At 32.6% G+C, this 14,378-nt stretch carries 14 protein-coding genes; 4 read left to right on the forward strand and 10 right to left on the reverse strand.

From position 1 onward, the window contains the following. Nucleotides 1–71: 71 nt before the first annotated feature. From GIY83_RS08560 to GIY83_RS08580, 5 genes are all read right to left on the reverse strand, one after another. The gene (locus GIY83_RS08560) at nt 72–803 is read right to left on the reverse strand and encodes a hypothetical protein (protein WP_208686280.1); all 732 of its coding nucleotides are present in this window, start codon (nt 801–803) and stop codon (nt 72–74) included. A gap of 46 nt (nt 804–849) precedes the next feature. After that, on the reverse strand, nt 850–1,281 hold the full coding sequence (locus tag GIY83_RS08565) for a hypothetical protein (RefSeq protein ID WP_208686282.1): 432 nt from the start codon (nt 1,279–1,281) through the stop codon (nt 850–852). Nucleotides 1,282–1,335: 54 nt separating this feature from the next. Continuing rightward, entirely contained in the window at nt 1,336–1,743 is a 408-nt protein-coding gene (locus GIY83_RS08570) for a hypothetical protein (RefSeq protein ID WP_194614683.1), read from the reverse strand. A gap of 56 nt (nt 1,744–1,799) precedes the next feature. Beyond that, on the reverse strand, nt 1,800–2,699 hold the full coding sequence (locus tag GIY83_RS08575; protein ID WP_194614684.1) for a patatin family protein: 900 nt from the start codon (nt 2,697–2,699) through the stop codon (nt 1,800–1,802). Nucleotides 2,700–2,860: 161 nt separating this feature from the next. Then, nucleotides 2,861–4,927 carry a M1 family metallopeptidase gene (locus tag GIY83_RS08580; protein ID WP_208686284.1) on the reverse strand — a complete coding sequence of 689 codons (2,067 nt, stop codon included), beginning with the start codon at nt 4,925–4,927 and terminating at the stop codon, nt 2,861–2,863. Nucleotides 4,928–4,994: 67 nt separating this feature from the next. Between GIY83_RS08580 and GIY83_RS08585 the strand changes: the two genes are divergently transcribed. The 3 genes from GIY83_RS08585 (at nt 4,995) to GIY83_RS08595 (ending at nt 6,735) form a co-directional block, all read left to right on the forward strand. Further along, nucleotides 4,995–5,759 carry a diphthine--ammonia ligase gene (locus GIY83_RS08585; RefSeq protein ID WP_208686287.1) on the forward strand — a complete coding sequence of 255 codons (765 nt, stop codon included), beginning with the start codon at nt 4,995–4,997 and terminating at the stop codon, nt 5,757–5,759. A gap of 5 nt (nt 5,760–5,764) precedes the next feature. Then, on the forward strand, nt 5,765–6,166 hold the full coding sequence (locus GIY83_RS08590; RefSeq protein ID WP_208686289.1) for a hypothetical protein: 402 nt from the start codon (nt 5,765–5,767) through the stop codon (nt 6,164–6,166). Between the two features lie 62 nt (nt 6,167–6,228). After that, entirely contained in the window at nt 6,229–6,735 is a 507-nt protein-coding gene (locus GIY83_RS08595; protein WP_194614688.1) for a hypothetical protein, read from the forward strand. A gap of 11 nt (nt 6,736–6,746) precedes the next feature. Here the strand turns inward: GIY83_RS08595 and GIY83_RS08600 are convergent, their stop codons facing one another. After that, nucleotides 6,747–7,289, reverse strand: coding sequence for a DUF1697 domain-containing protein (locus tag GIY83_RS08600; RefSeq protein WP_194614689.1), 543 nt, complete (start codon nt 7,287–7,289; stop codon nt 6,747–6,749). 49 nt (nt 7,290–7,338) lie between these two features. Further along, a complete protein-coding gene (locus GIY83_RS08605; RefSeq protein ID WP_229029248.1) occupies nt 7,339–9,102 on the reverse strand; it encodes a hypothetical protein in 1,764 nt (587 codons plus the stop codon). A gap of 300 nt (nt 9,103–9,402) precedes the next feature. Here GIY83_RS08605 and recG point away from each other — a divergent pair, with 300 nt between their 5' ends. After that, complete coding sequence (recG, locus tag GIY83_RS08610) at nt 9,403–11,511, forward strand: ATP-dependent DNA helicase RecG (RefSeq protein ID WP_208686291.1); 2,109 nt, start codon at nt 9,403–9,405, stop codon at nt 11,509–11,511. A gap of 365 nt (nt 11,512–11,876) precedes the next feature. Here recG and GIY83_RS08615 read toward each other — a convergent pair whose 3' ends face one another. The 3 genes from GIY83_RS08615 to GIY83_RS08625 all read right to left on the reverse strand — a co-directional run bounded on the left by GIY83_RS08615 (nt 11,877) and on the right by GIY83_RS08625 (nt 14,057). After that, on the reverse strand, nt 11,877–12,479 hold the full coding sequence (locus tag GIY83_RS08615) for a PAS domain-containing protein (RefSeq protein ID WP_194614691.1): 603 nt from the start codon (nt 12,477–12,479) through the stop codon (nt 11,877–11,879). 90 nt (nt 12,480–12,569) lie between these two features. Then, on the reverse strand, nt 12,570–13,430 hold the full coding sequence (locus GIY83_RS08620) for a hypothetical protein (RefSeq protein WP_208686293.1): 861 nt from the start codon (nt 13,428–13,430) through the stop codon (nt 12,570–12,572). 30 nt (nt 13,431–13,460) lie between these two features. Beyond that, entirely contained in the window at nt 13,461–14,057 is a 597-nt protein-coding gene (locus tag GIY83_RS08625; RefSeq protein ID WP_208686295.1) for a thioredoxin fold domain-containing protein, read from the reverse strand. Nucleotides 14,058–14,378 lie beyond the last annotated feature (321 nt).

Below are 14,378 nucleotides of genomic sequence, written 5' to 3' on the forward strand. Positions count from 1 at the left end.
GTTCTGGTTTTAGATTTTAGATTATGTTTTTTTAGTCTAAAATCTAAAATCAAGTACTTCATTTATCCTTATTATTTCCACCAGTTTTCTTTCGGTTTAACTTCCCATCCGTTTTTAAAGTATTTATTAGAAACACTTATTTCTCCGGCTCCAATATCAAAATCGTAATTTACGCTGGGAACCCTGTAATGACCCCAATTGCATATTTTTTCTTTTCCAGAATTATTAGATTTCCATATTCCAACAAACGCATTATTAAAATAATTATCCCTATAACTTTCAATATCGTTGTACGTGATTAAATTGTTTTTATCAACATAAAATATGGTTTGCAGCTGTCCGTGAAATTCCCCTGTATTCTTTTGATTTTTATTTTCAACAAACTTATAATTAGCCACTAATAATCCCTGACTTTTTATTCCTGCATTTTTATATTCATCATCAACGCCAAATTTTGGTATTTTAAGTTCTTGTATTTTCAAGATGGTTATTGTGCCCACAAAATCACAAATATTTGATTTAACGTTTGACTTACCATGAACGATATATTCTGCTTTATTTTTTTCATTTCTTTTAATCGAAATAAACTTTATCAATATCCGCTGGTAATTATCGCCAATCACACCATAAACATCACGGTCTCCAGTATTCCATAAATTAGAAAAATCATGACTATTATATTTAAGTAATTCATTCTTTTGAAATACTTCAGATTTATCCCAAATAAAAGTCCTGCATAGATTTTCCTGACTGAATATGTTTAAAGTAACAAAGAAGAAAAGAAATAATTTTACAACTCTCATTTAGATGTGATTAAATTAAAAGTAACATTGAATTTGATAAAAAACATTATATCTTTTTTAAAATTGTCTGAGTCCAATTTTTATCAGTTTCAGAAATTATAATAGTTTTGAATCCATACTTTTTGCCTTCGGCTTCAACTCCCATTGAATCATCTACATGAATATCAATATTAAATACTGTAGGGAACTTCGAGCTATAAATATTTGTGTTGCGGAGTTTTTGTTGATGTTTCTGTTGGTCTATTACATAATCAACAGCAATACCATACGAATAAAACATCCATTTTATCCTCGATTCGCTTCTGTGTGAAGTGGTATAAATATAAATTTGATGTTTTTGTTTTTTTAACTCTTTAAATAAATCTATCGTTCCTTTTCTCAAGCATTCAATACCAAGAATACGCTGAAGAAAATTTGTTTTTTCTAATTCAAACTTATTAGAAATCAATGTGTCATCCAGATCAAAAGAGAGTATCATAAAAAATTAATTTCTAGCTATTTACAATTATAAATAAATCAGCTTTATAAAAAACTATTGAAATTTGCTCTCCAGGTAATTTAGATTATTATCCATCAAAGCTTTTACAATTTCGATTGTTTTTTCTTTAGTCAGATCAAGCAATTCAGATGTAAAATCTTTATTCATTTTTTCACTTAATCCAAACCACGTTTTTTGCAACTTTGGTCTTTTAAAAAAAACATAAAATTCATATTTCTTAGGAGTACCAACAGCAGAAATTGCTAAACCATTTTTGTTGTTTAAATTTTCAAATTCAATTGAAGGCGAATAGTAATTAGTTTGTTCGTTTTCCATTTCTTTCAAATGTAAATTCCACGGAAAATTTTCAAATATTTGTATTATCTCTGAAGAATCAATCTTTCCTTTTTCAATAACCTTTGGATTTTTCGGCTCACAAATACTATATCTAAAATTGCTCATTTTTATTATTTATATTATACATCAACTTTTTAACACTATTAAATATCAATCTAAAATCATCTATTATCACTCATAACCTCAGACTTATTCTGAGCATATTCGTAACCCTGCTCCCACCATTCTTTCATGACTTCTTTATTAAAAATCAAAGCATTATCAGTTAGTTTTGTGGGCGTGTAATATAAGTTAAGTTTTACATTCTTATTGTTTGCCATCAGTTTTCCTATAGCAATATCGTGTTTTTCAACCTGATCCAAAGCAATTCGGAACAAATCGATCATTAAGGAAAACGGATTTTTACCAATAACGGTTTTATTCATATTGACTTCGGTTTCCAGAATAATAACATCAATTTCAGTAGCGCCGCGGTTAATCGCTTCACGAATCGGAACCAGGCTTGAAAATCCTCCGTCACCATATTCGAAGTTGTCTTTCTCGACCAAACTCATAAACGGAACGTAATTACTTGAAATCCAAGACCAATCACAAAACTCTTCGTAAGTGCAATCTTTTATCGATTTATATTCTGATTCGTTTTTAGTGAAATTGGTGACTGTAATGATAACATCGTTTTTCTGTTTCTTTAACTTATTAAAATCCGAAAGAGAAAAATTATTTCTAATGTATTTTTTCAATCCTTTACTTTCTCCAAACGTTCTTTTTCCTTTAAAAAACTGACGTAAAACATTGAAGTGATTTATGGTAACAATATCTACTCCTCCTTTGGTTTTAATCACAAAAGGACAAATATTGAAAATATTAGCCATGGTAACATTGGTATAAATAGAGTGAATTTGTTTAATATGACCCAGGGCCAAATGGGGAATAAGTAAGCTACCTGTAGAAGTTCCTATAAATAAATCATATTCGTGATTTTTCTCTTCTATTAAATATTGCGCTACACCACCGGCAAACGCGCCTTTACTTCCTCCACCAGAAATAACCAATGCTCTCATTTTTTTAGTTATGGGTTATGAGTTAAAAGTTATGAGTTATAATATTTTTTATCTTTTCTATTCTCATCACTTCGAATTCTATTATCTTAATATTTCGTGTTTTTTTATTCGCTTAACTTAAAGTTCCCAACTCATAATTCATAACTCATAACTTTTAACTTTTAACTTTTTTCAACTAATAAACGATTCAATTGAAATTGTTCTTCGGGGTTCAAATTAGGCAAAATTCTCTCAAACGAAGCACGCATTTCTGAATTTTTTAATAAAAACCGTATTGTATCTCTGCCGTATTTTGAAAATTGCCACATATGATGCGTGGTTGCGCTGACTAAATTACTCAAAACCTGATCGTTAATTATCTTAAAAGCAATCAGTTTTTCAAGTGCATTTTGTCGTGTTGTAGCTTCGTATTTTGTAGATGAAAATGAAATTAACTCATTGGCTAAAGCATCCGGATTATTGCTGTAATCCGGAGTCGATAATGCTAATGAAAGCCATAATATTCGAAGATTAAAATCGTTGAAACCAATCCAGTTTTTCGATTTATTTAGATATTCTGTACGATGATCCGGGAAATTTTTCCACAAATAAAACAATGCAATTTCCTGTGTCTGATAGGATTGATCGTCTAATAAGGTTTCGTAATTTGTTCTAAAATCTTCCGGGATTTTGGACAATGATTCTGCCACAGCTTGTCGGACTTGTATATTGTTGGTTTGCAAAGCTATTATTAAAAGCTCTTTCTTTGCTTCGTACTTTTCAGGTTCTGTCTGGTTTACAATAGCTTCTTTTACAGTTTCGTAAACGTTCGATTCTAAAATCTTTTTTAAAAACTCTATTTTCTCCGGTAATGGCGTTTTCTTCAATTTATCAACTTCCAATCTAACTTGAATGGCTTTGTTTTTACTCAATAAAGCATTCGCTGTGGGTGTATCAAAAACTGTCGATTCTAACCAGGTTTTCTGAAATTTATCCAAATCAAAATCGGATACTTTTTTGATTTCATCAAAGAAATTTTGTGTATTTACAGTTTGATAAGCATACTTTTTCAGATAATTTTTTATCGCTTTTTTGAATGCTTTATCACCAATGGATTCATGTAAGACAAACAATGCCCAGGCACCTTTTTCATAAAAAGTCAACGAACTTGCTTTGGCATTCAAAACCGGAACCGAATCTGTTCTTGAAGCAAATTTTATTTGTTGTGCCGTTTCGTATAATTTCGAATAGAAAAAATCATCTCCATAAATTTCCCTTTCGGCCAATGCTGCATAATACGTTGCAAAACCTTCCTGAAGCCAATGATGTGTACTGCTTTCGGCCGTAATTAAATCTCCAAACCAATGATGTGCCAACTCATGAGCGTCAACATTTGTATAATTTCGATCTGTAAATCCTATCGAATCCACAATATATCGTGTCGCGAAAAGTGTAGTAGTTGTATTTTCCATACCAGCATACAGGAAATCGCGAACAGGAATTTCTCTATAGATTTCCCACGGATACTTCACTCCTATTTCTTTTTCTAAAAAATCAAAAATACGTTTTGAATATCGGTATGTTGGTTCAAAACGGTTCGTATCTTTATTTTCAAGATAATATTCCAGCGCAATTTTAGATTTTGCTTTGAATTCTTTTTTATCATATTTCCCAATGGCAAGCATTAATAAATAAGAACTCATAGGATTTTGCATTTGGTATTGCCAATGCGTTGAATTTCCTTCTGATTTTTTTTCTTTTAAAACTCCGTTTGAAACAACCTGATAATCATTCTCGTAGGTAATTCCTAAACTAAAAATAATTTTTTCGTTTACATCGTCGAAACTAGGAAACCAATTACTGGTATATCTTCCCTGACCTTGCGTCCAGATTTGAGTTTCTGTATTATCAATATTAATAAAGTAAAGAGCCTGTTTTGGTTTAACCGAATATTCGAAAGTTAAGCGGTTTTCTCCCTTCTGAAAATTATTCAGAATTTGCAATTCTTTGCCGGTATTAATATAAACAACATCTTTATTATCGATCTGAATATGAAAAAAATCCATGTTTTTAGCATCGATTTTAATGGTATCAATAGGCTTTAAAACCTCAAAGCGATAATCGACAATTCCGTGAACTGATTTTTCCGCTGTGTTTAATTTTAATTGTCCTGAAACCGATTTAAAATCGACAAATTGGGTTTGTTGTGCAAAAACGAAACTGGTAATAAATAGGAAGATGTATTTCATTGAAATAAATTTGAAGGCGAAATCCCAAAGTTACAAAGGTTTCACCAACAAATCGAATGAAATTTGTATGTTTACCTTAGAAAATTACAACTACGTGTCAATACCAAAAAAAGCCTTATTTAACTGGAGCAGCGGAAAAGATTCTGCTCTGGCATTGTATAAAACATTACAAAATCCTGATTTTAAAATCGAATATTTGCTTACGAGCGTCAATCAGCAATTTCAACGAATTTCTATGCATGGCGTTCGTGTCGAATTATTAGAAGCGCAGGCAAAAAGCATTGGATTGCCACTTAAAATCATGCAGATTCCTGAAATGCCAACAATGGAGGTCTATGAAAGTGTGATGACCAAAACTTTAACCGAATTAAAAAACGAAGGAATAACACGTTCTGTTTTTGGTGATATTTTCCTGGAAGATTTACGCCAATACCGCGAAGATCAATTGGCTAAAATAGGTTTTGAAGGTGTTTTTCCGCTTTGGAAGATTCCGACGCAGGATTTAATACAGGAATTCATTTCGTTAGGATTTAAAACGATTGTCGTTTGCGTAAACGAACGTTATTTAGACAAGAATTTTGTTGGCCGAATTATCGATCAGGAATTCATTAACGATTTGCCTGATAATGTAGATGTTTGCGGTGAAAACGGTGAATTTCATACCTTTACTTTTGATGGTCCGATTTTTTCAGAACCTGTAAAATTTGAAATTAGCGAAATCGTGTATCGAAAATACGAAAAGCCTAAAACCGAAGATTCTTCCGATACTGCTTGTGATACAAGTGCCAGCGATGCTTTTGATTTTGGATTTTGGTATTGTGACCTAATTTAACAACAATGAAAATATTCTATTTTAAAAAGATTTGTACCCTTATATTTCTAATAACTATTGCCCTCGTTTGCCAGAGCTGTCTGGTAAGCCGTTGCAAAAGACCTCAGATTATGGGGTATATTTATGATTCTATCAGCAGAAAACCAATTGAAAACTGCAAAGTTGGAGAAAATCTCACAGACACAAAAGGTCATTTTCAATTAAAAGAATTACGTTATTCTGAGTTTACTTTTGTTGGCTATGAAGCGCCGCTATTAATGGTAAATGAAGCAATTATTAAAGAGGGTTACGAAAATAAATCGATACAATTATTTAATCCTTTTGGTGGTGGAATAAGAAAAGGTGCTGTGCACAATTGTGATACTATCTTTTTAAAAAGAGCGCCTGTAACAGTTATCGAAAAATAATTTACTTTTATTACATTTAGAATTCAGTTTCAATTCAATTATTAATTTCATTAAAACATATTATGGCTGTAAAAGAAATTAGTTTAGAAATAAAAAAAATTCTGGAATTCCTTAATGAAATAGGAATTGATGTAATTGAAAAAGAATTAGATACAAGCTTTTTACCAGGATTAAGCCTGGGACCAAATTGTATTTATATCGATTATGATCAATTATTATATCCAGGTGATATTTTACACGAAGCAGGGCATTTAGCGGTTACCACATCTGCTGAAAGAAACAAGGCCGGTACAAGCGAAATGTCGCCCAAATGGCCTACCCAGGCCGAAGAAATAGCAGCGATTTTATGGTCATTTGCAGCTGCAAATCATTTACAATTACCACTTGACTTTGTATTTCACCCTAATGGTTATAAAGGCGCTTCGGATTGGTTTATTTCGAATTTTAGTGATAAAAATTATATTGGATTGCCGTTTTTAGAATGGATTGGACTTACCTTAAGTAATGATCGTGCACTCAAAGAAGGCAAAGAAGCTTTTCCTGTAATGCAAAAATGGCTAAGAGATTAGTAATTATCACATTAACCGTTATATAATTCTAGTAAATTCGTAACCGTATTCCAGTTTCGCATTGTTACTATAACATTAAGTTTTTTCTCGATATATTTTCCTTCTAATCTGGTTTTTCCAGCACCAATGTCGTATTTAATAAAAATTCTGTTGCCGTCGATGCTAGCTTCATCGGGTTTAAACTGACTGATTTTTAAATCATTTATGTTTTCTTTTTTCAGAGTAGTTGATACAAAGGCAACATATAGTTTTTTGGTATCTATATCTTTTTCTTTGAAATAAGGATTATTTTTAAAACACAATTCCAGATCTTCTTTGGCAATAACTATGGTAGGAACTTCATGTCCGAAGACCTTAAAAATTTCCTGTTTGATCATAAAACCCACTTTCGAAGCACTTTCTTCGTCTGTATCTACAAAAACATTTCCGGATTGCAGATACGTTCTCACATTCGTAAAACCAATATTTTCTAACATAGTTTTCAAAGCCTCCATTTTCATCATATTGTGACCGGAAACGTTGATTCCTCGTAAAAGTGCTAAATGTGTTGTCATTGTTTAAGTTTTGTTCAAAGATAAAAATTCATTTGATGATTATGGACAACTACTTTTCATCTTCTCCAATTTCTATATCAAACTTGGTTAAAAAATCGTTTAATCGCTTTTTATATCTTGCATTGGCCTGGTTTACAATCTCGTCCGTTTCTTCGTTTGTTTCTATTGGTTCAAGATTAAATTCTTTTTTAACCCATTGCTGAAACTCGTCTTTATTTTCATTTTCTTTATAATATTCCTCGTCTTTATAAAAATAAGCAGAATCAAAATCAACTGAAATTTCTGTATCCAAAGTCAAAAGATGAATCAATGCACGTGTATTTTCGGCTACAACATGAATACCGCCTTCATCACCAAAAACCACTATCGGGCAATGGTTTAAATCATTATCTATCAACCAATATGCATAAGAACTTCCTGAACCATTTGCTCCTGCAAATTCAATAAAACTATTATAAAATTCTTCTTTCTCAGACCATGTTTTTATCCCGGTTTTTTCATTTGTTATGGTAAGGCCAAAACATTCCGAATAGGTTTCTGCGCCAAATTCCTGCTCGAATTTATACAGTTTTAACAAATCTTCCGGTAAAGCATAACTGCCAAACTGAACTGAAAAATCTTCTAATGAAAAACTGTTGTCATATTCTGCATATTCTGTTTCATCATCATCGTCATCTTCTTCCTCAGAAGTTTCTGCCGTGAGTACTTCAAAAACTTTGATTACAGCACATTTTACACAAAACATTTCAATTCCGGGAGCCGTTTCGTTGTTAGCCCATTGGAATTTTGGATTTCCGTCCTCATATAAATATTCCAGTAAAAGTGTTATTTCTTCATTATCATGGCACCATAAAGCGCGCAATCTAATATTGAAACCATTTGTAATATCTTCAGAAATCTGACTGTATTTCTTTCCTTCATATTCAAACGGAATAAACGAATACTCGTTTCCTTCACTTTCTTTGCTGATTCTGCCTATAAATTCCAGTCCAGACAAAACGTTGATCATTTCGATAAACTTATCACGGAAATTAGTATACATATACTTTTCCGTTTTTTCGTAATCCAGAATCGAAAGTCCTTGTTTAAAGGCATCTTCGTGATAATTATTTCCTAAAATCTTTGTTCCATAATCTGAAATTTCGATAAAAGAATCATGTACAATATCTGATAATTTATGAGTCGACGGAAAGTAATTTTCAATTGTCATCACTGCTCCATTTTCATCCGCAACATTACTGCAGATTAATATATCTGGTCGGTTTACATTAATTATGGCCTGAACATCTGTAAAACGTTCAAAATGCATTTGCATATCATCGCTGTAAATTAACCAGGCTGTAACATCGCCTTTTACAAAAAGTTCTCCATGATTGTATTCTCCTAAAAGTGCATCGCATTTTACGCCGTCACCCAAATAATGCACGCTTCCAAACAAAGTGATATTTACGCTTGTTGTTTGTCCTAAAACAATTAAAGCAGGTGAATTATCCGTATCAAAAGAACTTATAAGTTTCGTAACCGAAAGATTTCCTTTAAAAATAAATCCTAGTATAAAAACATCAGGATGTTCTTCTGTACTATAATCCATTTCAAACGAATCCATTTGTACATCATCTTCTGCTAGCAGAAAAATTGGATTTTCTTCATAGTCAGGAAAACGCCAGGTATCTTCAAAAACATTATAGATTTTTTCATTATTAAAATCGGTAAGATCTCCAATAATATTGTGAGCTTCGTGTCGATTAATAACTTTAAATGTAACGCCGGCAAACTCTAAGGTTTCAAAAGGAACTTTTTCTTCGTTAATCATATAGGAGCTTATATTTTAAACATTTAACAAATCTAATAATTATCTTTATTTGTTAAAATACCTAATCAATTATTTCAGGCTTTCAAATTTCCTATTTTAAATTTATCTTCGCTTTTCTAAAGAGAATAGAGTTAAGAGAATAGGACAAAGAGAATAGAGTAAAGAGAAATAGAGTAAAGAGACTAAAATCTATTAACTATGATCCATATTCTACATTCTATAATCTATTTTCCATATTCTATTTTCCATATTCTATTTTCCATATTCTATTTTCTATAACCTAAATTCTAAAATAAATTAATGTCTAATAATCTCCTTGAAACCCCAATCGAATACTTAAAAGGTGTTGGTCCCAGTCGTGGTCAATTGCTTCGTAAGGAATTGGGTATTCATAAATACAGGGATTTAGTTAATTTTTTTCCGAACAGATATATTGACAGAACACGTTATTACAAGATCAACGAGCTACAGAATACAGGTGCCGAAGTTCAGATTATTGGTAAAATCATCAATATAAAAACAGTTGAATTTGCCAAAAACAAAAAACGTTTAGTAGCCACTTTCGTGGATGATACGGGGCAAATAGACCTGAACTGGTTTCAGGGACACAAATGGATTCGGGAGAGTTTAAAACTGAATGAAGTTTGTGTGATTTTCGGGAAATGTTCGCTTTATGGAAGTCAGTTTAGTATGGCGCATCCGGAAATTGAATTGTTAAGCGAGCACGAAAAAAGCCTTAGGTCAGCGATGCAGCCTGTTTATCCTTCGACTGAAACACTTACGAACAGAGGGATTTCAAACCGAACGATTAATAAAATGATGGAGCAGTTGTTTCTTGAGACCCAAGCTCTGTTTACAGAAACGTTCCCTCCTTATTTAATAGAAGAACTAAAACTAATCTCGAAAAGAGCGGCTTTATTCAACATACATTTCCCGAAGAGCACTGACGCTTTGGCGAAAGCCCAATTTCGATTGAAATTTGAAGAATTGTTCTTCATTCAATTGCAATTGATTACTAAAAACCTGATCAGAAAACACAAAATAAAAGGGCATCCGTTTACAAAAGTGGGCGAACTTTTTAATGAATTTTACCAGAATCATTTGCCTTTTCAGCTTACCAACGCCCAGAAAAGAGTGGTAAAAGAAATCCGTTCAGACATGGGAAGCAATGCCCAAATGAACCGATTATTACAAGGAGATGTAGGTTCCGGAAAAACCATTGTTGCTTTTTTGAGTATGCTTCTGGCAATCGATAACGGTTTTCAGGCTTGTTTAATGGCGCCAACAGAAATTCTCGCTAATCAGCATTTTATTGGGTTATCTGAGTTAGCTCAAACCTTAAACCTGAATATAAAAATATTAACCGGCTCAACTAAAATAGCGGCACGAAGAATCATTCACGAAGAACTGGAAAACGGAAGTTTACATATCATTATTGGTACTCATGCTTTGCTGGAAGATAAAGTAAAATTCCAGAATTTAGGTTTGGCTGTTATTGATGAACAACACCGTTTTGGAGTAGAACAGAGATCAAAATTGTGGAAGAAAAATGATATTCCGCCACACGTTCTGGTTATGACTGCTACTCCTATTCCGAGAACTTTAGCGATGAGTCTCTACGGAGATCTCGATATTTCGGTCATTGATGAATTGCCTCCCGGCAGAAAACCCATTCAAACCGTACATCGTTTTGATAGTAACCGATTGAAAGTATGGAAATTTCTGCGAGATGAAATTGCCCTGGGAAGACAAATTTATATCGTTTATCCCTTAATTCAGGAATCTGAAAAAATGGATTATAAGGATTTAATGGATGGCTACGAAAGTATATCACGTGATTTCCCTTTGCCTCAATATTCAATATCTATCTTACACGGAAAAATGAAACCGGCTGATAAAGATGCTGAAATGAAACGTTTCTCTGAAGGCAAAACCAATATTATGGTGGCAACAACTGTAATTGAGGTTGGTGTAAACGTACCCAACGCGAGTGTAATGATTATCGAAAGTGCAGAACGTTTTGGATTGTCCCAGCTACACCAATTACGTGGCCGTGTAGGTCGTGGTGCCGAACAAAGTTATTGTATCCTGATGACAAGCCACAAGTTAAGTGATGACAGTAAAACCCGAATGCAAACCATGGTAAAAACCAATGATGGTTTCGAAATTGCCGAAGTAGATCTTAAACTCCGAGGCCCGGGAGATTTAATGGGAACACAGCAAAGTGGTGTTCTAAATCTTCAAATTGCTGATATTGTGCGCGACAGAGACATTTTAGGTCTGGCGAGAAACTACGCCATGAAAATCTTAAAAGAAGACGGCCCCTTACAAAAACCGGAACACGCCGTACTAAAAGCGGTTTTTATCGAACTCACGAAGAAGAAAAATATTTGGAATTATATTAGCTAAGGTGCTAAGTTCTGAGTTGCTAAGATTCTAAGTTTCTTTTTAAAATTCCAAAAAAAAAAGTAAAATTCCAAATTCCAATTTTCAAGACTCTTCTTCCGGAGCCTCTTCATATCGGTAATAAATAAGGTAATAAGGCGAAAAAAAATCTTTGTTCCTTTGTTGCTCTGCTACTTTGAAGCTTTTTTGAAAAAACTTAGTAACTTAGAAGCTTAGCAACTCAGAAGCTCAGAAAAAAATATACTTCACCGCATTACATCTAAAATTCAATAATTCTTATTCAATAAGGTGATTTAGATTTGTTGGGGGACAAATTTTAAAATTGAAATTTAGTACACACAATGAAGCATATAGTTTTTTTGTATTCTTTATTTTTTAGGCGGCGCTTTTTTTTCGAACAAACCACTAAAAAGGCCTTTACTTATTTTATTTTTATCATCTTTTCCTGTTGCTACCAGATGGTCAACATACTCCATATAAGTCTTTTTGCGTTCTTCCAGAAAACCAATTAAATAATCTTCCGAAGCTCCAAGACCGCTTACTTCTTCAATATGAAGCAATTTTTTATATAAAGGTTCTATAAACTTGGTAATGATTTCTTCAGGAACGGATTTTCTGGTTCCAAAATAACCTGCAATTTCTCCGTCGCCATCAGCAATAATTTTAAAATCGGTAATTACCCAATAGTATCTTCCGGTTTTTGACATGTTTTTGATAATAACGTGAATATTCTGGCTGGATTTAATACTATCCCACAAGAACTTAAAAATTACTTTTGGCATATCAGGATGACGGATCACATTATGAGGCTGTCCGATAAGCTCGTGCTCATCATAGCCTGACACATCTATAAAAGCTTCATTTGCATATAAAATAGTTCCTTTTGTATCTGTTTTACTTAATAATACTTTAGTTTTATTCCAATCAACTTCTCTGTCTGATGGAGTCGGGCGAGTAATTCTGTTATCCATAAATTTTGTATTTTAAATTAATAGGCAATTGTATTTTGCGTATAAACTGTGGCCTATAAAGTATTTTTATAATTAAGTTATATACATCTATTAACTTTGGCCTCTGCTGTTAGTCGATTTTACATGAATGTCATTCACCAAATCATCAATTTTTTTAGCACTTTCTCTCATCATTTCCAGATAACTTAAAAGTTTGTCGTTATCGGTATGTCCTTTTGAAACATCAATAAGTTTTAAAACCGAATTGACCGGCAATTTTAAATCAAGAGTAGTTCTGTGAATAAAATCATTATAATCTTTAGTAGCACTCATCGAACTGTATTTTGCCGATGCTAATTTGATATTTTCCAATTCATATTCGTCAGAAATTTTCGAAATATGGTTTTGGCTGTGTTCCTTAAAATAATACGCCCAATATCCGTTCATAAAAAAAACAACTGCTGCTAAAACGACATGAATAATAAAGGTTTCAAGATCAAAATTTACTTGCGAAAAATACAGCTGTAAGCCTTTTGGATCTGTGTAAACATAGTTTTGCATGTATGCCAAAGCCCCGTGATGCAAGACCACCAAAAGCGTAAGTGGTATTTGCAGTTTCCAGTTTTGATAGATAATCAAAATCGTACTCGCAATAAAAACCGTAAAATGCATCTCGAATAATCCGTGCATCTGATAGATATACTGTGCCATGAAAATAGCCAGAACAACTGCTAAAACGTACTGATAAAAATTAGAGTTTTTGATAAAAAATTTGGCCGAATAGTACAATAAAAGATTCAAAGTCCCTACCCCCACTCCAATTTCAAATGTATCGTATTTAAAGGCTAAGGCAATTCCCAAAAGGAAATAAATGGCAAGAACATAGTTGATAATCGTATCTGATTTTTGTGTCATCGTAGACATAAAATTGTGAAGATAATCGCGTTCATTCAAACTGGCTTTTGTTTTCATAAATTAAATAGATTAGGTTAAGAAATAGATTTATTTAGTACATTCTGGTAGCGAGCATCCATAAGCTCTCAGAGCTAAAGCATCAAACGAAGGGGACTTGGTTTGTTTTAATAAAGAATCAATTGCCATTTGCGCATAATTACTGTCGGCATTGGTACAATATCTTGTTTTGTTGTAGTTTCCGCGGTAATATAAACTTCTTGAACCATCTAAAAGGACTGCCTGAGGCGTTGAGAACACGCCACAATCTTTTGCTATACTTTCATCAAAATAAACCGGAATATTGGCATCAAATTTCTTCTGAATCTCTTCTATTGTAAAGTCCTTTTGTTTGTTGAGAACTACAATTTTAAAATTAATCTGATTTCCGTACTTTTTGATAAGACCGCTTACGTGAGGAATATTAAAGCGGGAACAAGGACAATCCGGATTGAAAAAGTGAATAAAAATTGGCCTCGTGTCTGTTGTACAGCACTTAAGGTCAATTTTACTTCCCATGGCTATATCATGATAGTTTTTAGGAACTGGTGTAGGTAAACTGTATTTGAATTCGTTTTGCCAGAATAAAACAGAAATGGCAGCGCATAATAATAACATCCATAAGCCAACAAGTAATTTTCTTAGCATAAAAGGCAGTTTTTGGGGTTAAAATAAAAATTGTTTAAACAACTGTTAAATAATTTATTTTGATATGAAATATTTACAACTTAAAAACAAATAAAAAACCTACACATTTAACCGCTTAACCACCAAAAACATTACTATTCGTACAAAAAAAAAATCATTTTGTTTAAGCATATCAATGTTACGAATAAAATCGATAAACTGCAAAAAAAATCAGACAAAACACAAATAATTCACAAAAAGAAAGAATAATATTACTTTTAAAAGATTGTTTTAAGTAAAAATACGTAACTAAAAACATATAAATAAAGCGTATTAGTACCT

The sequence above is a fragment of the Flavobacterium sp. SLB02 genome (assembly GCF_009664855.1).
Taxonomy (GTDB): domain Bacteria; phylum Bacteroidota; class Bacteroidia; order Flavobacteriales; family Flavobacteriaceae; genus Flavobacterium.

What these genes read in the sequence shown, in the direction of transcription:
- GIY83_RS08560 (WP_208686280.1), bottom strand. Translation starts at nt 803, where the DNA reads ATGAGAGTTGTAAAATTATTTCTTTTCTTCTTTGTTACTTTAAACATA.
- GIY83_RS08565 (WP_208686282.1), bottom strand. Translation starts at nt 1,281, where the DNA reads ATGATACTCTCTTTTGATCTGGATGACACATTGATTTCTAATAAGTTT.
- GIY83_RS08570 (WP_194614683.1), bottom strand. Translation starts at nt 1,743, where the DNA reads ATGAGCAATTTTAGATATAGTATTTGTGAGCCGAAAAATCCAAAGGTT.
- GIY83_RS08575 (WP_194614684.1), bottom strand. Translation starts at nt 2,699, where the DNA reads ATGAGAGCATTGGTTATTTCTGGTGGAGGAAGTAAAGGCGCGTTTGCC.
- GIY83_RS08580 (WP_208686284.1), bottom strand. Translation starts at nt 4,927, where the DNA reads ATGAAATACATCTTCCTATTTATTACCAGTTTCGTTTTTGCACAACAA.
- GIY83_RS08585 (WP_208686287.1), top strand. Translation starts at nt 4,995, where the DNA reads ATGTTTACCTTAGAAAATTACAACTACGTGTCAATACCAAAAAAAGCC.
- GIY83_RS08590 (WP_208686289.1), top strand. Translation starts at nt 5,765, where the DNA reads ATGAAAATATTCTATTTTAAAAAGATTTGTACCCTTATATTTCTAATA.
- GIY83_RS08595 (WP_194614688.1), top strand. Translation starts at nt 6,229, where the DNA reads ATGGCTGTAAAAGAAATTAGTTTAGAAATAAAAAAAATTCTGGAATTC.
- GIY83_RS08600 (WP_194614689.1), bottom strand. Translation starts at nt 7,289, where the DNA reads ATGACAACACATTTAGCACTTTTACGAGGAATCAACGTTTCCGGTCAC.
- GIY83_RS08605 (WP_229029248.1), bottom strand. Translation starts at nt 9,102, where the DNA reads ATGATTAACGAAGAAAAAGTTCCTTTTGAAACCTTAGAGTTTGCCGGC.
- recG (WP_208686291.1), top strand. Translation starts at nt 9,403, where the DNA reads ATGTCTAATAATCTCCTTGAAACCCCAATCGAATACTTAAAAGGTGTT.
- GIY83_RS08615 (WP_194614691.1), bottom strand. Translation starts at nt 12,479, where the DNA reads ATGGATAACAGAATTACTCGCCCGACTCCATCAGACAGAGAAGTTGAT.
- GIY83_RS08620 (WP_208686293.1), bottom strand. Translation starts at nt 13,430, where the DNA reads ATGAAAACAAAAGCCAGTTTGAATGAACGCGATTATCTTCACAATTTT.
- GIY83_RS08625 (WP_208686295.1), bottom strand. Translation starts at nt 14,057, where the DNA reads ATGCTAAGAAAATTACTTGTTGGCTTATGGATGTTATTATTATGCGCT.